Consider the following 18714-nt stretch of genomic DNA (forward strand, 5'->3'; position numbering starts at 1 on the left):
CCGCGCCGGGTCGCGGCGCGAGGGGTGCGACATTCAGGACCACGCTCAAGCCTGGCTCACCTTGATTCAGATCAACCCTCCAGCCGCCCGCCAGGCGCCTCCTAGAGCAGCCAACATCGAAAAAGGAATCCCGTGATGCGCTGCCCTATTCCCTTTCTGCTTAGCGGACTGATGCTGATGGCCAATGGAGCTGTCGCCAACGAACTGCGCGAGCGCGCCAATGCGATCTTCAAACCCGTGCCCGCGGAGGTCACCCAGATACGTGGCCAAGCCGTCAGCGAAGACCAGGCCAGGCTCGGCCACAAGCTCTGGTTCGATCCGCGTCTGTCACGCAGTCACGTGATCAGCTGCAATACCTGTCATAACCTCAGCCTGGGCGGCGGCGACAACGTCACCACCTCGATCGGCCATGGCTGGCAAAAAGGCCCCCGCAATTCTCCGACTGTCCTCAACGCGGTGTTCAACGCCGCGCAGTTCTGGGATGGCCGCGCAGAGGACCTACAGGCCCAAGCCAAGGGCCCCGTACAGGCGGGAGTCGAAATGAACAACACGCCCGAGCGCGTTGTTGCGACGCTCAAGAGCATTCCGGAATATGCCGATGAGTTCAAAAAAGCCTTCCCACATGACAAGGAGCCGGTCAGCTTCGACAACATGGCGTATGCCCTGGAAGCCTTCGAAGTCAGCCTCACTACGCCTGGCTCCCCCTTCGATCGCTACCTCAAGGGTGACGACAAGGCGCTCGATGCAAAACAAAAGGAGGGCCTGGCGCTGTTCATGGACAGCGGTTGCTCGGCCTGCCATAGCGGCGTGAATGTCGGCGGCCAAGGCTACTTCCCGTTCGGCGTGATCAAGAAGCCCGGCGCGGAGATTCTGCCGTCGGGTGACAAGGGCCGCTTCACCGTAACCAATACCGCGACCGATGAGTACGTATTCCGCGCCGCGCCGCTGCGTAACGTTGCGCTGACTCCGCCTTACTTCCACAGCGGTGAGGTCTGGGAGCTAGAGCAGGCCGTGGCGATCATGGGAGATAGCCAGCTCGGGCGTACGCTCAAGCCGGAGGAAGCCAGCGCAATCGCAGCATTCTTGCGCAGCCTGACCGGTAAACAGCCGCAGGTCGCTTACCCCGTCCTGCCGCCGAGCTCGGCAGACACCCCGCGGCCCGAATGATGTCGCACCGCCCCTGGCAACCTCAACGTCAGGGGCGGCGGTTCTGCTCGCGCAACGCATCGCGAATTTCCGTCAGCAGCAACTCTTCCTTGCTCGGCGCCGGCGGCGCGGAGGGAGCTTCGGCTTCCTTGCGTTTGAGGTGATTGATGCCTTTGACCGCGAGGAAGATGGCGAAGGCGACGATGGTGAAATCGAACACCGTCTGGATAAATCGCCCATAGCTCAGCGTGACCGCCGGTGTGTCACCTACGGCTTGCTTGAGCACAATCGCCAGGTCAGAAAAATCCACCCCGCCGATCAACAGGCCAAGTGGCGGCGTCACCACGTCGGCGACGAACGACGAAACGATTTTGGTGAATGCCGCACCGACGATGATCCCCACCGCCATGTCGATTACGTTGCCCCTGACCGCAAATGCCTTGAACTCGCTGAGCATGCCCATCTGTGTGTTTCCTCTAACTATTGAGAAGCCTGGCCGCAGGTGGCCGCAAAGAACTGCCACGAACACGGCCGTCGCTTCGCGGTGCCGGGCGACCACCGTCCCGCTTCGACAATGAGCAGCATAGGTCGGGTTCAATGGCTGAGCTAAACGCACAGAAAGACGAGCGGAGAAACCCGATGCAACTGGCTTGATCGCCGTCAACAGCAATCCGCATGCGCGCGGCTAAGGTACAGCACCCAAGCACACCTCCGGAGCCGTCTATGCACGTCGAACATCACCCTCTGATCAAGGACTTCCCCGAGAAGCGCGAGCAACTGCAGATGCTCCGCCAGCAAGACCCGGCCTTTGCTCGCAAAGCCGAAGCATACGAAGCGCTGGACAAGCAGATCTGCCGCGTCGAGGACGGCGTCGAGCGTCTCGACGAGGATGCGCTGACGGCGCTGAAGCTCGAGCGCGTAACGCTCAAGGACGCCATCGCCAAAGACCTCAAGCGCGCCAGTGGCAGCTGCTGCGGCGGTTGCTGCGGCTGATAGCCCCGCCTATAGAAAAAGCCCGCTTTAGCGGGCTTTTTTGTCAATGACATCGTCAGAACAGCCCACCGAACCTAAACCCGGCTCCAACCCAGACGAATGCTACAGCGGTCAGGGTGATCAGCAGGATATGCGCGCCCAGATGAGGCAGACGCTGCTCATCTAGCCGAGGAATCAGCGCCACCCGAGCATGCACGCCCATCAGCACCGTGGCGCCTAACAGCACCAGCTTCGCCTGTATCAGGTGAGCGACCGGCGAGTCGCCGAGCCATTGCCCATGGGGCAGCCACTGCCCAGCAAGCCAGAAACCGGACACGACTTGAATCAGCAAGGCAGGAATGCCAACCCGCTCGTACAGCCGTTCAAACTGGCGGACAGGCTGTACGTCACGTCGCTTCAGCGCGCCCGGCAAGACGCTGAATAGCAAGATCAAATGGCCGCCAACCCAGACGCTGGCCCCAAAAAGATGAAGAAACAGCACGTACCGCATGGTCTGGCTCCTGTTCGATTTGTTTACAGTCTGGGGGCTCGCTGCGCGCTTGTGGCTGATGGCGATCAAGTCAGCCGCTATCATGCGACTCCCGCTACGCGACCCGGAGTTCCCCATGGCCAAGGCCAAGCGCATGTATGGCTGCACCGAGTGCGGCTCGACCTTTCCCAAGTGGGCTGGCCAATGCGGCGACTGCGGCGCTTGGAACACCCTAGTCGAAACCGTCATCGACGGGGCCCCGCCGCCTTCCGGGCGTGCCGGCTGGGCCGGTGACCAGGCCAACATCAAGACCCTGGCCGAGGTCAGCATCGAGGAAGTGCCGCGTTTCTCCACCGCTTCCGGCGAACTGGACCGCGTGCTCGGCGGCGGCCTGGTCGACGGCTCGGTCGTGCTGATTGGCGGCGACCCGGGCATCGGTAAGTCCACCATCCTGCTGCAGACCCTTTGCGCCGTAGCTCAGCGCTTCCCGGCGCTGTACGTCACCGGCGAGGAATCGCAACAGCAGGTGGCGATGCGTGCGCGGCGGCTCGACCTCCCCCAAGACAAGCTCAAGGTAATGACCGAAACCTGTATCGAATCGATCATCGCGACCGCGCGGCTGGAAAAGCCCAAGGTCATGGTGATCGACTCGATCCAGACCATCTTCACCGAGCAGCTGCAGTCAGCGCCGGGCGGCGTCGCCCAGGTCCGCGAAAGCGCGGCGCTACTGGTGCGTTTCGCCAAGCAGAGCGGCACGGCGATCTTCCTCGTCGGCCACGTGACCAAGGAAGGCGCACTGGCCGGCCCACGCGTGCTTGAGCACATGGTCGACACGGTGCTCTATTTCGAAGGTGAGTCGGACGGCCGCCTGCGCCTGTTGCGCGCCGTCAAGAATCGCTTCGGTGCTGTCAACGAACTCGGCGTGTTCGGCATGACTGACAAGGGACTGAAAGAAGTCACCAACCCGTCAGCGATCTTCCTCACCCGCGCGCAGGAGGCAGTGCCGGGCAGCGTAGTAATGGCGACTTGGGAAGGTACCCGACCGATGTTGGTTGAAGTGCAGGCGCTGGTCGACACCAGCCACCTGGCCAATCCGCGCCGCGTCACTCTGGGCCTGGACCAAAACCGCCTTGCCATGCTGCTCGCCGTGCTGCACCGCCACGGCAGCATCCCAACCTATGACCAGGATGTGTTCATTAACGTGGTGGGCGGCGTGAAGGTGCTGGAGACAGCAGCGGACCTGGCCTTGATGGCCGCGGTCATTTCCAGCCTGCGCAACCGGCCGCTGGACACCGACCTGTTGGTGTTCGGCGAGGTGGGCCTGTCGGGCGAGATTCGCCCGGTGCCGAGCGGCCAGGAACGTCTGAAGGAAGCCGCCAAGCACGGGTTCAAGCGTGCCATCGTGCCCAAGGGTAACGCTCCAAAAGAATCGCCGGCCGGCCTGCAGATCATTGCTGTGACCAGGCTCGAGCAGGCACTCGACGCGCTATTCGAATAACGTCACTCGGCGCTCAGCGCAGCCAGCTCACGCTCGAGCAGGGCCTCGTCGCCCAGGTTCAGCTCGACCAGGCGCCGCAGATGGCTGATCGAATCGACATCGATATGTCGGCAAACCAGGCCGATCAGCTCGCCTTCGGCATGCGCCAGCTCGACCTCCATCAGCACTTCGGCATCGTCGGCCAGGCGAATACGGGCTTGAAATGGCACGCTGGGGTCGGCATCCCAACCCACCGGGCGATGGATCAGCAGGCCCTTCAGGGACAGGTCATGTAACTGCACCGTCCAGCGCCGCTCGCCCTGCACGAGCTCGGTAGCCGCGTCGAAGGCGAAGCGTTGGAAACGTCGACGGTCACTGGGGTGTTCGCTCATCGGTCAGGCTCCTGGGGTGGTTAGGACACTATAGGCCACGCTTGGCGGAACCGATTGGCACTAGAGCCAACGGCGCACCTGCGCCTGGTAGCGCCGGTACTCATCGCCGAACAGCCGCGAGAGCAAGCGCTCCTCCGGCACAATTACCGAGCGCTGCATGGTCAGAATCAGCGCCGGCAACAGCAACCAAGGCCAGAGACTATCCAACCAGAACGCGACAGCACAGTAGACCAGCGTGTCGGCCAGATAGATCGGGTTGCGCGAGAACCGAAACGGGCCGGTTTGCAATAGCCGCTTCGGGGTGCCGTACGGATTGATCGTTGTGCGGTGCCGATGCATTGCCAGCGCCGCCCAGCCCATCAGGGCTACACCGACGAGCATCAGCACCCATCCGCCCAGGTCCGTCGCAGCGTGTGGCGGCAGGTCGAGCGGCACCCGGCCGGCAAGCCACCAGCCGCAAGCGATGAAGGCGAGATAGACCAGCGGTGGCGGCGGAATCAGGCCGGCGTTGCGAGCGGACATGGCATCTCCATGGAAGAGTCGTGATGGTCGATAGCGCGCAGAGGCGATTGACGCCATGGCGCGGCCTCAATGCTGCCCCGGCAACCAGCCGTGCACCATGGCGTGCTTCATCAGGTCGGCCGGGCGGTCGATATCGAGTTTGCGACGAATGCTCAGCCGGTGCGTTTCGACGGTGCGAACGCTGATCTTCAGCGCACGGGCCATCGCTTTGTTGTTATGTCCCTGCGCAAGCATGAGCAGCACCTCGCGCTCGCGAGGCGTTAGCTCGCGCTCTTCGGCGCCGCGGCTGGCGAGTTTTTCGGCGATGCCTTGGCTATAGTAGGTGCCGCCAGCGGCAATCGCCTCGATGGCCACGATGATCTCGCGGGACGGCGCATCCTTGAGCACATAGCCGCAGGCGCCCACCTTCAGCGAGGTGTTCACGTACTCCTGGTTGTCGTACATGCTCAGGATCAGCACGCGGATCGTGGGAAAGCGCTGCCGCAGCGCCTGGGTCAGTTCGAGGCCATTGACGTCCTTCAGCCCGATATCCATCAGCACCACGTCGACCTCGACCCGCTCGAGCAATGCCAGTGCCTCTTCACCGCTGCCGGCTTCGCCGACCACGTCGAGCTCGGGCACGGCCATCAGCAAGGCGCGAATGCCATCGCGCACCAGGACGTGGTCGTCGATCAATGCCACCTTGATGGATCGTTGCATGGAGCAAAGCCTCTCGTTGTGCGGTGCGCCGTCAGCTCGAGCGCGTCGGCAGAGTCACGTCCAGTTCGGTGCCGCCGGGAGCGGACGCCAGGTTGAAGCGTCCCCCGAAGTGCTCGACCCGCTCGCGGATGTTACGCAGCCCGATGCCGCCACCCTTGATCGCATCGAGCCGTCGCGGATTGAAGCCCACGCCATCGTCGGCAACCCGCAAGCGCACCGTGCGGCCATTACCGTCCAGGCTGATATGCACCGATTGCGCTCGGGCATGACGCTCAATATTGGTCAGTGCCTCTTGCAGCACGCGGAAAAGTGCGACCGCGACGGCGTCGTCCGGCGCCTGATCGCCCAAACCGTCGGTGTATAGCATTTTCAACCCGCTGCGCTGCTCGAACTCTGCCACAAGCTGGCCAATGGCCGCCGGCAAGCCCAGGGTATCGAGCAACGACGGATGCAGGTCATGGGAAATACGTCGCACCTCACCGATGGCCCCGGCGAGGCGCTCAGTGCCCTGATCGAGCGTCTGCTGCGCCTTGGGATTGCCACTGGACAGCTCGTGGCTGGCCAGTTCGAACTGGAACTTGATCGATACCAGCAGCTGGCTGATGCCGTCGTGCAGCTCACGCGAGACCCGCGACCGCTCTTCTTCCTGCAGGCTGACGATGCGCTGGGTGAGCAACTGCAGCTTGCGGTCGGCCAGGCGCCGCTCGCTCACATTGAGGGTCAGGCCGCTGGCAAACACGAGCAGCACGGCGACTAGCGCCACACCGGCGATGGCCAGCATCGTGGTATGGATGCCACCGGCAACTTCCTCGCGCACTTGCTGGATCGCCTCGTCGACATCCTCCAGGTAGATACCCGTCCCGAGCATCCAGCCCCAACGGTCGAGCATCACCACATAGGCCAGCTTTTCAGCGAACTGCCCCGTGGACGGCTTTTGCCAAGCGTAGCGCTGGAAGCCGCGACCGCTTTGCGCGCTGTCCATCAGCGCCTGAATCACACGCAGCCCGTTGGGGTCGGTCATATTCCACAGTTGCTTGCCGACCAATTCAGGCTGGCGCGGATGCATGAGATTGCGCCCGTCGCGGTCGTAGACGAAGAAATATCCATCACTGCCGAAGCTGAAGCGCCCTAGGGTTGCGAGCACCTTCTGACGGGTTTCCTCATCGTCACGCCCGCTGTCATAAAGCGGCGCAGTGGTGCTGAGCGCCATCTCGACGTAGTTCTTCAGCTCGGCCTGCTTGCTCGCCAGGATGCTGCGCTCGATCAGCTTTGCCTGCTGCTCACCCAGCCGTTGGTTCTGGATCAGCACCAGCGCGCATACCACCGCCACGGCCAACAGCAGCGGCAGGATGCTGAGCGCGGCGATCTTGTGCTTGAGCTGCATCGAGCCCTCCATCGGCCCGGCCTCGGGCGAAAACTGGCGTGAACGTTAACCCACCCCGGCCGACACGCACAGTATCTGATGGCATCTTGCCGTAATCGCTGTGGTTCGCCTGAAACGAAAAAGCCCGGCACTGGGCCGGGCTTCTCGGTACAACGACAGTGTTACTGGCCGTAAACAGGCAGCTTGGCGCAGATCGCCTCGACCTTGCTGCGTACGGTAGCGATTACTGACTCGTCGCCCATGTTGCCAAGAATGTCGCAGATCCAGCCGGCCAGATCGCGGCACTCAGCCTCTTTGAATCCGCGGGTGGTCACGGCTGGGGTGCCGATGCGCAGGCCCGAGGTAACGAACGGCGAGCGTGGATCGTTCGGCACGCTGTTCTTGTTCACGGTGATGTGCGCCTGGCCGAGGGCGGCGTCCGCATCCTTGCCGGTGATGTCTTGCTTGATCAGGCTGAGCAGGAACAGGTGGTTCTGCGTGCCGCCGGAGACCACATCGAAGCCGCGCTCGATGAATACCTGGGCCATGGCCTGGGCATTCTTCACCACTTGCTCCTGATAGGCCTTGAACTCGGGCTGCAGCGCTTCCTTGAAACATACGGCCTTGGCGGCGATGACGTGCTCCAGCGGGCCACCCTGGGCACCGGGGAATACAGCGGAGTTCAGCTTCTTCTCGATCTCGGCGTTGGCGCGCGCCAGGATCAGGCCACCGCGCGGGCCGCGCAGGGTCTTGTGAGTGGTGGTCGTGACGACATCGGCGAAAGGCACCGGGTTCGGGTAGACACCCGCGGCAACCAGGCCGGCCACGTGAGCCATGTCGACGAAGAGATAGGCACCGACCTTATCCGCGATTTCACGGAAGCGAGCGAAATCCAGCTTCTGCGAGTAGGCGGAGAAGCCAGCAACGATCATCTTCGGCTTGTGCTCGACGGCCAGGCGCTCGACTTCGTCGTAGTCGATCAGGCCTTGGTCGTTGATGCCGTACTGCACGGCGTTGTACAGCTTGCCGGAGGAGGAAACGGAGGCACCGTGAGTCAGGTGACCGCCGTGGGCCAAGCTCATGCCGAGGATGGTGTCGCCGGCATTGAGCAGGGCCAGGTAGACCGCGGCGTTGGCCTGGGAACCGGCATGCGGCTGGACGTTGGCGTAGTCGGCGCCGAACAATTGCTTTGCACGTTCGATAGCCAGCTGCTCGACCACGTCGACGTGCTCGCAACCGCCGTAGTAGCGCTTGCCCGGGTAGCCTTCGGCGTACTTGTTGGTCAGTACCGAACCCTGGGCTTCCATCACCGCCGGGCTGGTGTAGTTCTCCGAGGCGATCAGCTCGATGTGGTCTTCCTGGCGCTTGGCTTCCTGCTGCATGGCAGCGAAAAGCTCGGCGTCGTATTTGGCGAGGGTCAAATCACGGCTGAACATGGCAGTCCTCTGAGATCAGCTGGCGGTAATAAAGAGAGGCGCGGATTCTACCCCATCCCGCTGTCAGCGGGTATGAGCCTTGGTCATGTGGCGCATGAGCCCAGGCCAAGCACATGGCCCCGCCGGGCGCGCTCAGGCGCGGCAGAGCTGTTGCGCAACCACCGGCCGGCCGAGCAGGAAACCCTGCACTTCGTCGCAGCCATGCTCACGGAGAAACGCGAGCTGCGCCTGCGTCTCGACGCCCTCGGCGATGACCGACAGGCTGAGGCTGTGCGCCATCGCGATGATCGCCCGGGCGATCTGGCCGTCCTGCTCGCCTTCGGGCAAGCCATCGACGAAGCTGCGGTCGATCTTGAGCACGTCGATGGGGAATTGCTTGAGGTAATTCAACGAGGAATAGCCGGTGCCGAAATCGTCGACGGCGATGGACGGTCCGAGCTCTTTAAGCGCTTCGAGGATGCGCATGGCTTCGCCGACGTCCTGCATGAGGATGCTCTCGGTCAGCTCAAGCTCTAGCCGGCCCGGGGCGATGCCGCTCGCAGCCAGGATAGCGGCGATACGCTGGCCAAGCCTGCCGTCGGCGAACTGGCGGGCCGAGAGGTTGACCGCCATCTTCGGCACGTAAATACCCTCGCGCTCCCAGGCGACGATCTGCCGGCAGGCCTCGGTCAGCACCCAGTCGCCCACCTCCACGACCAGCCCCAGCTCTTCCAGCGCCGGAATAAACTCACCAGGCGGCACCAGCCCCCGTCGCGGATGTTGCCAGCGCAACAGCGCCTCGACACCGGTCAGCGTACGGCCATCGACCCGATATTGCGGCTGGTAATGCAGAACGAATTGGCCCTGTTCCAGTGCGTGGCGCAGATCGCTTTCCAACTCCAGACGTTCCAGCGCGCTGGCGTTCATCTCTGTTTGATAGAACTGAAAATTGTTCTTGCCGCGCTCTTTGGCGTGGTACATGGCCGTGTCGGCATTCTTCATCAGTTGGCTGAGATCGTTTCCATCCTGCGGACTCAGTGCAATACCGATGCTGGCGGTAACGAAGAATTCGCGTCCGGACAGCACGAAAGGCTCCGCGAGGCTTTCGAGAATCCGTTCGGCGACATGGATGGCGCGGGTCAGGGCTTCGTCACGATCGCCACCGGGATGCAGCAGCAAGGTGAACTCATCGCCGCCCATGCGCGCGACGGTGTCATCCTCGTCGACGCAAGACGCCAGCCGCACGGCGACGTCCTTGAGCATGCGGTCACCGGCAGCGTGGCCGAGCGAATCGTTGATCGGCTTGAAGCGGTCCAGATCAAGGAACATCAGCACCACCCAGCCGCGCCTTCGCGCGGCCAGCTGCAGGCTACTGTGCAAGCGGTCCTGAAACAGGGTGCGATTGGGCAGCTGAGTGAGGCTGTCGTAGTAGGCCAGGCGGTGGATGCGCTTCTCGCTGGCCTTGCGCTCGCTCATGTCGCTGAAGAAGCAGACGTAGCTGACCAGCTCGTTCTCGGCATCGCGTACCGCAGTGATCCCGACCCAGCAGGGGTAGGTTTCGCCGCCCTTGCGCTTTAACCAGAATTCGCCCTCCCAGCTGCCAGTCTGGATGACCTGGCTGTGCACGTAATCCATTTGGTTGGCCTGCTGCCGGTCGGCGCTGAGCACCATGGGCAACTGACCGTAGACCTCCTCGCCGCTGAAGCCGGTGATGCGCACAAAGGCGGCATTGACCTGCACGATTCGCCCGGCCGGGTCGGTCACCACGATGGCGGCAGTGGAGTGATCGAACACCGTCGCGGCGCGGCGCAGTTCTTTCTCTGCCTGGCGCTGCTCACTGATGTCCCGACCGATACACAGCGCGCCGTCGAACCGGTTGTTCTCGTCCCAGATCAGCATGATGCGCAGCTCTATCGCGACGAACCGACCATCGGCCGCGCGGCAGTCGAAGTACAGGGTCTGGCCTTGCAGGTTGCGCCCCAGCTCGGCGAGCGCCGCCGGGTTGGCCGATGCCTTGCGCACGCGTCGCATCAGATCGTAGAAGCGCGCGGCCTGCCGCGGCTTGGTGACGACGCCATTGAGCCCATGGCGGGCCGCCCACTCGGGACTGTAACCAAGCATCGTCTGCACTGAGGGGCTGATGTAGTCGATGCGCACCGAGCTGTCGGTGGTGAAGATAAGATCGCGCAGGCTGCCGGCGAGCATCCGGTAACGCCGCTCGCTGTCACGCAGCGAATGGCTGTGTTCGATATTGGCTGTGACGTCCCGCGCCACGCCGATTAGACGCTGCACCCGACCGTCAGCATCGCGCGCGAGCACCCGCTCGGTCACGCAGAACCAGTGCCACTTGCCGTTGCGGTGGCGCCAGCGCAGCAACGCCTCCTGCTCGGCGCCATCGCGCATGGAGCCTCGCAGCGCCAGCAACCGCCAGATGTACTCCTGGTCGTCGGGATGGCTGATGCGGCGCCAGAACAGGTTGCCATCATTACCCCGCTCCTCCTCGCTGTAGCCCAGGCGGGCCGCAAGGTTGCTGTTGCCGAACAGCAGTTTGTCGGTGGACAGGTCCTGCACATACAGGGTATCGGGCACCGCACGCAGCACTTCGGACCAGAACCGCTCACGCTCGATCAGCGCCGCCTGCGCCTGCTGCTCGCGGGTGATGTCGCGCATCACCCAGACGAAGCCCGAGGGCTGCGACGCGCCAAGCAGCCGCAGCGTGCGCCGGGTGATGGAAAACAGCCTCTCTTCACCGTCCTGCAGCAGCCGCACCGCTTCGAGGCAGAGGTCGACGCTGGTGTTCGTCGCATCGAATGCCAGCGCATCGAGGCCGGGCAGCAGCTCCTGCAGGCGGTAGCGGCGGGCGTAACGGCTGTCGATGCCGAACATCACCTCGGCCCGGTTATTGAGAAACTGCAGCCGGCCGGCAAAATCGCTGATCAGGATGCGCTCTTCAATGGCGCCCAGCGCTTCGGCCGAATAGCGCAACGCACGCCAGTGCATCGCCAGGCGGCGCGGCACAGGCACGCAGACGCCGACCCGCGCCAGCCAACGGGCCAGCCGGCGATAAAGGATGAGCATAAGTGAAGAAGGATCTGAACCGGCCAAGCGTCGAAGTCCCTTCGTGAAGGCTACGTGCGGCGCCAAATGCCAGGCGCCGAAACGGCGTCAAGCATGCCTCGGATGCCACTAAAGCGCCAGCACTGCAGGATGGGCCAGTTTGCCCTGCTCTGAGCATTCCGGTAGTTTTGCCAATCCGGCTCGACCCGCCCGCGGCGGCGGGATTCGCCTCCTCTATTTCCTCTGTCACGGGCATTCGTCTCCATGGCTCAATACGTCTACACCATGCATCGGCTGAGCAAGGTCGTTCCGCCGAAGCGCGAAATTCTCAAGAACATCTCCCTGTCGTTCTTCCCGGGCGCCAAGATCGGCGTCCTCGGCCTCAACGGCTCGGGTAAATCCACGCTGCTGAAGATCATGGCCGGCGTCGACCAGGAGTTCGATGGCGAAGCCCGCGCCATGCCCGAGCTGAACGTCGGCTACCTGCCGCAGGAGCCGGAGCTCGACCCGAGCAAGACCGTGCGTGAAGTCGTCGAGGAAGCGGTCAGTGGCATCAAGGACGCTCAAGCCCGCCTGGACGAGGTCTACGCCGCGTACGCCGAGCCCGATGCCGACTTCGACAAGCTTGCCGCCGAGCAGGCCAAGCTCGAAGCCATCCTGCAGGCCAGCGACGGTCACAACCTCGAGCGCCAACTTGAGGTCGCTGCCGATGCCCTGCGTCTGCCGGCGTGGGACGCGAAAGTCGAACACCTATCCGGTGGCGAGAAGCGCCGCGTTGCGCTCTGCCGCCTGTTGCTGTCGGCCCCGGACATGCTGCTGCTGGACGAACCGACCAACCACCTGGACGCCGACTCGGTGGCCTGGCTGGAACACTTTCTCCATGACTTCACCGGCACCGTCGTCGCGATCACCCACGACCGTTACTTCCTCGACAACGTTGCCGGCTGGATTCTCGAACTCGACCGGGGCCAGGGCATCCCGTATGAGGGCAACTATTCCGGTTGGCTGGAAGCCAAATCCGCACGACTGGCGCAGGAATCCAAACAGCAGTCGGCCCATGAAAAAGCGATGAAGGAAGAACTCGAGTGGGTGCGCAAGGGCGCCAAGGCCCGCCAGGCCAAATCCAAGGCGCGCCTGCAACGCTTCGAAGAAATGCAATCGCAGGAATTCCAGAAGCGCAGCGAAACAAACGAGATCTACATTCCTGCCGGTCCGCGCCTGGGCGACAAGGTTATCGACTTCAAGAACGTGACCAAGGGCTACGGCGATCGCATCCTCATCGAAGACTTGTCCTTCAGCATGCCGAAGGGCGCCATCGTTGGCGTGATCGGCGGTAACGGTGCGGGCAAATCCACGCTGTTCCGCATGATCATGGGCAAGGAGCAGCCGGACTCGGGCACCATCGAAATTGGCGACACCGTTCAGGTCGCCTGCGTTGACCAGGGCCGCGAAGACCTGGATGGAGGCAAGACCGTCTGGGAAGCGGTGTCCGACGGCGCCGACATGATCCGTATCGGCAGCTACGAAGTCCCGTCGCGCACCTATGTGGGGCGCTTCAACTTCAAGGGCGGCGATCAGCAGAAGTTCGTCAAAGACCTATCCGGGGGTGAGCGCGGCCGCCTTCATCTGGCGCTGACGCTGAAGGAAGGCGCCAACGTGCTGTTGCTCGACGAACCCTCCAACGACCTTGACGTGGAAACCCTTCGCTCGCTGGAAGAAGCGCTACTGGACTTCCCCGGTGCGGCCATCGTGATTTCCCACGACCGCTGGTTCCTGGACCGCGTGGCCACGCACATCCTGTCCTACGAGGACGACGGCGACATCGTGTTCTTCGAAGGCAACTACACCGAGTACGAAGCCGACCGCAAGAAGCGCCTCGGCGATGCCGCCTCGCAGCCGCACCGGGTCAAGTACAAAAAGCTGGCCCAGTAAGCGCAACACCACCAACGGAGCCTTCGGGCTCCGTTCTTTTTTGCGCGGCCAACCGCCACTGGTGGCAAAGTGCCGGATTGCGGATAATCGCGCACTTTGCCGGCCTGGCATGCACTTTGCGGCTATTTGGCGATAACGCGATTAGGACGACATCCACATGGCGGCGTTGGGATTACGCGGTAAATCCTTACTGGCGTTGTTGCTGACATTCTTTCTGGCGATCAGCGTGACGGCTCTGGTGGGGCGCGAAGCCCTGATCGGCGTGCAGCAACGTTTCGGTGAGGCCTATGCGCGTAATGTGGTGCAACTCAACCGTGAACGATTGTTCGCTCCGGTTACTCGCGAGCTAGCCTTGGCCCAACGCCTGGCCGAATCCCAGCTCACCCGGGCCTGGTTGCTCGACGAACAGGACGTTACCAAACGCGACCTGTTCTTTCGCGAGGCTGCCGGCTATCAGCGAGCGCTGAGCGATCATTCGTACTTCGCCGCCTCGGCAATCAGCCATGCCTACTATTCCAATGACGATAGCCAGCCATCCAGCCAATCGCTGCGCTACCGGATGTCACCCGACGCCCCTGCCGACGAGTGGTTCTTCACCACGCTGCGTTCGCCTGCGCCTTATCACCTCAACGTCGACCGTTCGGCCGTCACCGGCGACCTGAAGATCTGGTTCAACATTGTCGTGCGCGATGGCGACCAACCGCTCGGCATCGTTGGCTCAGGCATCAATTTGAAATCGTTCATCGACGACTTCATCAACGTCGACAAAACCGGGGTCGAGTCGATGGTGCTCGACGCCCACGGTTCTATCCTCGTTCACCCGGACCAAACGCTCGTCACCCTTAACGCCGACACGGCCCAGGGGCGTTCTTTGGCGACCAACGTGCTAGGCCTGCTCGATGACATCGAGCAGGCCAGCGCCCTTCGTGAACGGATGGCCTTCGCCCGGGAGCACCCGAACGAAACAACGGCACTGACGCTGCAGCTCGACGGCGAGCCCCGCCTACTGGCGCTCACCTGGATACCAGAGCTCGAGTGGTTCGTGGCAAGCGCGGTGGACCTGCGCACCGCTCAAGTCATCGAGATCCGTCCGCTGCTACCAGCGCTGACGGCAGTGGTCCTGCTTTTCTTGCTGCTGATCTTGATTGGCGCCTGGTTAGTCGATCACCGGGTGCTACGTCCGTTGCGCCAGCTGCGCAAGAGTGCGCAAGCCATCGCGGCTGGCCAGTACAACGCACCCTTGCCAACTGATCGCGACGACGAAATCGGCGAACTCAGCACCGCCTTTCGCAGCATGGCGCAGAAGATTCGTAGCCATACCGGGGAACTGGAGAGCCGCGTACAAGAGCGCACCCGCGAGCTCGAGCAGGCCAACCGCGACATGGCCGCCGCGCATAAGAAGATTGACGACTCGATCGATTACGCCAGCCTGATCCAGCACGCCATCCTGCCCAAGCGCCAGCTGGTTGCCGACCTGGACGAGCGGCATGCCGTGCTCTGGCACCCACGCGACGTGGTTGGCGGCGACTTTTACGTCTATCGCGCCACCTCTCGAGGCTGCCTGCTCGGCGTTGTCGATTGCGCCGGCCATGGCGTTCCAGGTGCGTTGATGACCATGCTCGCCCATGCCGCGATCGAGCAGGCCATCGCGGATGCGGGCATGCACGACCCGGCCGCGATCCTCAGCCGCACCGACAGCATCGTCCGCCGCATGCTGCACGGCGACAGCAGCGGGCATGCGCTGGCGACCAATATGGATGTCGGCCTGGCCTACGTCGATTTCGACAGCCGCCGCGTGATCTACGCCGGCGCAAAAATCTCGCTCTATTTCAGCGATGGCGAGACGCTCGACGAGCTCCCGGCCGGCCGCCGGGCGATCGGCGATCGACGCGTCGGCGAGTACGCCAATGCCGAGGCCGAACTAAAGCCCGGTCGTACCTTCTATCTGGCCACCGACGGTTTCCTTGATCAGGCCGGAGGTGAACTAGGCTACGGCTTCGGCAATAGCCGCTTCGCAGAAATGATCCTGCGCCACGCGCGCCTGCCGCTGGCAGAGCAAGGGCAGGCTTTCAAGGCAACGCTGGCGGAGTATCAGGGTGATTACCCCCAGCGCGACGACATCACCATGCTGTGTTTCCGTTTCGATTGAGCGCCATCCACCGGAGTCGAGTTGCCCCATGGAAAACCTTGACCTCTTCGCCATGCGCGAAAGCTACAACCGGCAGCAGATCATGCTCTGCTTCAACGGCCCGATTTCGCGCAGCCTGATCGAGGAAATCGGCAACGCACTGCGCAACTACCTGGCTGCCGACCACGCCAACCCGTCGTCGGCCATGGATGTGTTTGCCGTCTATATCGAGATGACACAGAACATTCGCCACTACGCCAAGGTCCGAAACTGGGCCGATCAGGAAGCTGGCGCGACGGTGGTGGTTGCACGTAACGATGCTGATGGCCGCTATGTGGTCTCGGCAGGCAACCTGATCGAGACGGCCGATGGCGAGGCGCTGATCGCCGCCATTGAAGAGCTTGCCAGCCTGGACAAGGCGCAGCTCAAGGCCAGGTACAAAGAACAATTGCGCAAACCGCGCGAAGACAACACCGTGTCGGGCGCCGGTCTGGGCCTGATCGACATCGCGCGCAAATCCAGCGAACCGCTGAAAGCCTCATTGCAACCCGTCGCCAACGGCCGCTCCTTCATCAGCCTGAGCGCGGTCATCTGACAGACAAGAGCCAATGCACATGAATGACTTCTCTATCGCCGGCAGCCAATCCTCGCCTGCCATCGATTCCGACTGGGAAAACGGCGTGCTCGTCATGCAGGGCGACTCCTATCCGGAAAATTCCTACGAACTCTTTCATCACGTCATCGAGTGGATCGAGCGCTTCCTCGCCGAGGCAGGTCGCCCTTTGCGCCTGGATCTGCACCTGCTGTACCTCAACACCAGCAGCATCAAGGCCATGATGGATATTTTCGATCTACTCGAAGCCGCTCACCAGGCCGGCCAACCTGTGGCGGTCAACTGGCATTACGATCGCCGAAACGAACGCGTCATGGAGCTGGCCGAAGAATTCAAGGAAGACTGCAGCTTCCCCTTCCTGATCATCAGCGACGACCAATAGGTGCCCTATGCGCGGCCATAATCCGCTGGAAGCCCAGGTGGTGGAGTCGCTCGCCGACCCCGCGCACCATGGCCATCCACTGCACGAGACGCTGCACCAGCTTTGGGAGGCGCACCACGCACTGCTCAACCGCATCGAGCGCATTGCACGTGTCTCCGATGGTTACCAGAGCATTGCCCGCGACCGGGAGATGACGCTCTCCGCGCGCTTCGACAAACAGTTGCGCCAGTTGGAGAAGGTGGCCCGCATCTCTGATCGCTACCAGATGATGATGCAAGACCTGAACATCGCGCTCCGGGAGGCCTCAACCCACGACGCCCTCACCGGCATCGCCAATCGGCGCCTGCTCACCGAGCGGTTGCGCGAGGAAACCGAACGGGCGCGCCGCTACGGGCGCCCACTGTGCGTCGCGGTCGTCGATATCGATCACTTCAAGGTCATCAACGATGATCACGGCCACGAAATAGGCGACAACGTGCTGGTCGAAGTGGTGCGGGTGATGGAGGCGCAAATCCGTGAGCACGACCTCTGCGGGCGCTGGGGAGGCGAGGAGTTTCTCGTGGTGATGCCAGAGACTGAGACAGCCAACGCAATCCCCGTGATGGAACGGCTGCGCCGCGCAGTCGCTGATCTCAAGGTGACAATTGGCGACCGTACCCTGTCAGTCACGGTGAGCCTGGGTATGGCCGAACTGCGCGCGGACGAGAGCTATGCCAACGCCATCAACCGCGCCGACGCCGCCCTGATGCGCGCCAAGCGCAACGGCCGCAACCGCTACGAACTGGCGGACTGACGACCACTGCCGCCACGACCCCTGGATGACGCCTTAATGCCTCGTCGCAGCACCGGCATCCACGCAGCCTTTGTAGGAGCAGGCTCTGCCTGCGGCCGCGGTTTCCGACCACGCCCAGGTCGCGAGCAGAGCCCGCTCCTACAGGGGCAAACGCCAACCCCTCCCGCCGCCCTCACGCCGCACTTGTAGGAGCAGGCTCGGCCTGCGACCGCGGTTTCCGAACCACGCCCCAAGTCGCGAGCGGGGCCCGCTCCTACCGGGCGAACGCCAACCCCTCCCGCCACCCTCACGCCGCATTTGTAGGAGCAGGCTCTGCCTGCGACCGCGGTTTCCGCCCACGCCCCAAGTCGCGTGCAGAGCCCGAATCCTACAGGGGCAAACGCTAATCCCTCCCACCACCCTCACGCCGCACTTGTAGGAGCAGGCTCTGCCTGCGACCGCGGTTTCCGAACCACGCCCCAAGCCGCGGGCAGAGCCCGCTCCTCCTCATCCCGCAGCGAGAACACGGTCGGGAGCGTTTGACGCAAGGACGCCGGGCCTGCGCTACCAGTAATTCTCTACCGCTACCTGCCCAGGCCGCCGGGTAAGGCTCAGGTTGAGGTCGCGCGCTTTAAGCAGGGTGCGAGTGTCCTCAATCATCTGCGGGTTGCCGCACAACATGATCCTCGAGTGCTCGGGCTCCAGCTTCAGATCGGCGGCCCGCTCCAGTTCGCCGCTCTCGATCAGCGTGGTCACGCGGCCGCTCAAGGCACCGGGCACCGCCTCGCGGGTCACCACCGGCAGGTAGGTCAGTTTCGAACCCAGTCCCTCCAGGTACTCGCGCTGCGGGAGTTCATGGATTAGCTGCTGATACGCCAATTCCGATGCGGTGCGCGCGCTGTACACCAGCACAATCCGCTCGAACCGCTGCCAGACCTCGAAGTCCTGCAGGATCGAAAGAAACGGCGCGATGCCGGTGCCGGTGCCCAGTAGCCAGAGATGGCGGCCGTCGATGAAACGGTCGAGCGTCAGGAAGCCGAACGCTTGTCTGTCCACCAGCAATTCGTCGCCCGGTTCGAGGCGGCTGAGCTCACTGGTGAATTCGCCGTCTGGCACCACGATGGAGAAGAAATCGAGAAACTCATCGTGCGGCGCGGACACCATCGAGTAAGCGCGCCAGACAATGCTACCGCTCGGCTTACGGACGCCAAGGCGCGCGAACTGTCCGGCGGTGAAGCGGAACCCCGGGTCACGGGTGGTGCGCAAGGTGAACAGATTGGGCGTCAGCGTCTGCACCTCGAGCAGGCGCTGACGGGTGAACTTCTCTTCGCTGGCGGTCATACTTCGCTCCCTT

At 63.0% G+C, this 18714-nt stretch carries 16 protein-coding genes and 1 pseudogene; 8 read left to right on the top strand and 9 right to left on the bottom strand.

Annotation, left to right across the window (positions count from 1 at the left end; all coding sequences use genetic code 11):
* Positions 1 to 135: 135 nt before the first annotated feature.
* A complete protein-coding gene (locus KXR72_RS11625) occupies positions 136 to 1167 on the top strand; it encodes a cytochrome-c peroxidase (protein ID WP_437421260.1) in 1032 nt (343 codons plus the stop codon).
* A gap of 28 nt (positions 1168 to 1195) precedes the next feature.
* Here KXR72_RS11625 and mscL read toward each other — a convergent pair whose 3' ends face one another.
* Positions 1196 to 1609, bottom strand: a complete 414-nt coding sequence (mscL, locus tag KXR72_RS11630; protein WP_437421340.1) for a large-conductance mechanosensitive channel protein MscL — start codon at positions 1607 to 1609, stop codon at positions 1196 to 1198.
* Positions 1610 to 1869: 260 nt separating this feature from the next.
* On the opposite strand from mscL, the gene KXR72_RS11635 reads away from it, so the two are divergent.
* A complete protein-coding gene (locus KXR72_RS11635; RefSeq protein WP_437421261.1) occupies positions 1870 to 2139 on the top strand; it encodes a YdcH family protein in 270 nt (89 codons plus the stop codon).
* A 55-nt stretch (positions 2140 to 2194) separates the two neighbouring features.
* Here the strand turns inward: KXR72_RS11635 and KXR72_RS11640 are convergent, their stop codons facing one another.
* Positions 2195 to 2629, bottom strand: coding sequence for a CopD family protein (locus KXR72_RS11640; RefSeq protein ID WP_437421262.1), 435 nt, complete (start codon positions 2627 to 2629; stop codon positions 2195 to 2197).
* 115 nt (positions 2630 to 2744) lie between these two features.
* On the opposite strand from KXR72_RS11640, the gene radA reads away from it, so the two are divergent.
* A complete protein-coding gene (gene radA, locus KXR72_RS11645) occupies positions 2745 to 4106 on the top strand; it encodes a DNA repair protein RadA (protein ID WP_437421341.1) in 1362 nt (453 codons plus the stop codon).
* A 2-nt stretch (positions 4107 to 4108) separates the two neighbouring features.
* Here radA and KXR72_RS11650 read toward each other — a convergent pair whose 3' ends face one another.
* The 6 genes and pseudogenes from KXR72_RS11650 to KXR72_RS11675 form a co-directional block, all read right to left on the bottom strand.
* The gene (locus KXR72_RS11650; RefSeq protein ID WP_437421263.1) at positions 4109 to 4477 is read right to left on the bottom strand and encodes a PilZ domain-containing protein; all 369 of its coding nucleotides are present in this window, start codon (positions 4475 to 4477) and stop codon (positions 4109 to 4111) included.
* A gap of 60 nt (positions 4478 to 4537) precedes the next feature.
* Positions 4538 to 4999, bottom strand: coding sequence for a methyltransferase family protein (locus KXR72_RS11655; RefSeq protein ID WP_437421264.1), 462 nt, complete (start codon positions 4997 to 4999; stop codon positions 4538 to 4540).
* A 66-nt stretch (positions 5000 to 5065) separates the two neighbouring features.
* On the bottom strand, positions 5066 to 5698 hold the full coding sequence (locus tag KXR72_RS11660) for a response regulator (protein ID WP_437421265.1): 633 nt from the start codon (positions 5696 to 5698) through the stop codon (positions 5066 to 5068).
* 31 nt (positions 5699 to 5729) lie between these two features.
* Complete coding sequence (locus KXR72_RS11665) at positions 5730 to 7082, bottom strand: cache domain-containing protein (protein WP_437421266.1); 1353 nt, start codon at positions 7080 to 7082, stop codon at positions 5730 to 5732.
* Between the two features lie 161 nt (positions 7083 to 7243).
* Complete coding sequence (gene glyA, locus KXR72_RS11670; RefSeq protein ID WP_437421267.1) at positions 7244 to 8497, bottom strand: serine hydroxymethyltransferase; 1254 nt, start codon at positions 8495 to 8497, stop codon at positions 7244 to 7246.
* A 132-nt stretch (positions 8498 to 8629) separates the two neighbouring features.
* A pseudogene (locus tag KXR72_RS11675) lies at positions 8630 to 11146 on the bottom strand (sensor domain-containing protein); the annotation flags it as partial.
* 651 nt (positions 11147 to 11797) lie between these two features.
* Between KXR72_RS11675 and ettA the strand changes: the two are divergent.
* From ettA to siaD, 5 genes are all read left to right on the top strand, one after another.
* Positions 11798 to 13465 (top strand): energy-dependent translational throttle protein EttA, encoded by a 1668-nt coding sequence (gene ettA / locus KXR72_RS11680; protein ID WP_437421268.1) that lies wholly within the window; start codon positions 11798 to 11800, stop codon positions 13463 to 13465.
* 157 nt (positions 13466 to 13622) lie between these two features.
* Entirely contained in the window at positions 13623 to 15614 is a 1992-nt protein-coding gene (siaA, locus tag KXR72_RS11685) for a biofilm regulation protein phosphatase SiaA (protein WP_437421269.1), read from the top strand.
* A gap of 28 nt (positions 15615 to 15642) precedes the next feature.
* Positions 15643 to 16188: a biofilm regulation protein kinase SiaB gene (gene siaB, locus KXR72_RS11690; RefSeq protein WP_437421270.1), complete on the top strand. Its 546-nt coding sequence runs from the start codon at positions 15643 to 15645 to the stop codon at positions 16186 to 16188.
* A 19-nt stretch (positions 16189 to 16207) separates the two neighbouring features.
* A complete protein-coding gene (gene siaC / locus KXR72_RS11695) occupies positions 16208 to 16588 on the top strand; it encodes a biofilm regulation phosphoprotein SiaC (protein ID WP_437421271.1) in 381 nt (126 codons plus the stop codon).
* Positions 16589 to 16595: 7 nt separating this feature from the next.
* Positions 16596 to 17381 (top strand): biofilm regulation diguanylate cyclase SiaD, encoded by a 786-nt coding sequence (gene siaD / locus KXR72_RS11700; RefSeq protein ID WP_437421272.1) that lies wholly within the window; start codon positions 16596 to 16598, stop codon positions 17379 to 17381.
* 543 nt (positions 17382 to 17924) lie between these two features.
* Here the strand turns inward: siaD and KXR72_RS11705 are convergent.
* Complete coding sequence (locus tag KXR72_RS11705) at positions 17925 to 18701, bottom strand: ferredoxin--NADP reductase (protein ID WP_437421273.1); 777 nt, start codon at positions 18699 to 18701, stop codon at positions 17925 to 17927.
* Between the last annotated feature and the right edge of the window lie 13 nt (positions 18702 to 18714).

It is taken from the genome of Stutzerimonas chloritidismutans, assembly GCF_051486945.1.
Lineage (GTDB): Bacteria > Pseudomonadota > Gammaproteobacteria > Pseudomonadales > Pseudomonadaceae > Stutzerimonas > Stutzerimonas chloritidismutans_B.

Bases quoted from the DNA above. Each gene is read 5' to 3' on its own strand.
- KXR72_RS11625 (WP_437421260.1), top strand. From the start codon at position 136: ATGCGCTGCCCTATTCCCTTTCTGCTTAGCGGACTGATGCTGATGGCC.
- mscL (WP_437421340.1), bottom strand. From the start codon at position 1,609: ATGGGCATGCTCAGCGAGTTCAAGGCATTTGCGGTCAGGGGCAACGTA.
- KXR72_RS11635 (WP_437421261.1), top strand. From the start codon at position 1,870: ATGCACGTCGAACATCACCCTCTGATCAAGGACTTCCCCGAGAAGCGC.
- KXR72_RS11640 (WP_437421262.1), bottom strand. From the start codon at position 2,629: ATGCGGTACGTGCTGTTTCTTCATCTTTTTGGGGCCAGCGTCTGGGTT.
- radA (WP_437421341.1), top strand. From the start codon at position 2,745: ATGGCCAAGGCCAAGCGCATGTATGGCTGCACCGAGTGCGGCTCGACC.
- KXR72_RS11650 (WP_437421263.1), bottom strand. From the start codon at position 4,477: ATGAGCGAACACCCCAGTGACCGTCGACGTTTCCAACGCTTCGCCTTC.
- KXR72_RS11655 (WP_437421264.1), bottom strand. From the start codon at position 4,999: ATGTCCGCTCGCAACGCCGGCCTGATTCCGCCGCCACCGCTGGTCTAT.
- KXR72_RS11660 (WP_437421265.1), bottom strand. From the start codon at position 5,698: ATGCAACGATCCATCAAGGTGGCATTGATCGACGACCACGTCCTGGTG.
- KXR72_RS11665 (WP_437421266.1), bottom strand. From the start codon at position 7,082: ATGCAGCTCAAGCACAAGATCGCCGCGCTCAGCATCCTGCCGCTGCTG.
- glyA (WP_437421267.1), bottom strand. From the start codon at position 8,497: ATGTTCAGCCGTGATTTGACCCTCGCCAAATACGACGCCGAGCTTTTC.
- ettA (WP_437421268.1), top strand. From the start codon at position 11,798: ATGGCTCAATACGTCTACACCATGCATCGGCTGAGCAAGGTCGTTCCG.
- siaA (WP_437421269.1), top strand. From the start codon at position 13,623: ATGGCGGCGTTGGGATTACGCGGTAAATCCTTACTGGCGTTGTTGCTG.
- siaB (WP_437421270.1), top strand. From the start codon at position 15,643: ATGGAAAACCTTGACCTCTTCGCCATGCGCGAAAGCTACAACCGGCAG.
- siaC (WP_437421271.1), top strand. From the start codon at position 16,208: ATGAATGACTTCTCTATCGCCGGCAGCCAATCCTCGCCTGCCATCGAT.
- siaD (WP_437421272.1), top strand. From the start codon at position 16,596: ATGCGCGGCCATAATCCGCTGGAAGCCCAGGTGGTGGAGTCGCTCGCC.
- KXR72_RS11705 (WP_437421273.1), bottom strand. From the start codon at position 18,701: ATGACCGCCAGCGAAGAGAAGTTCACCCGTCAGCGCCTGCTCGAGGTG.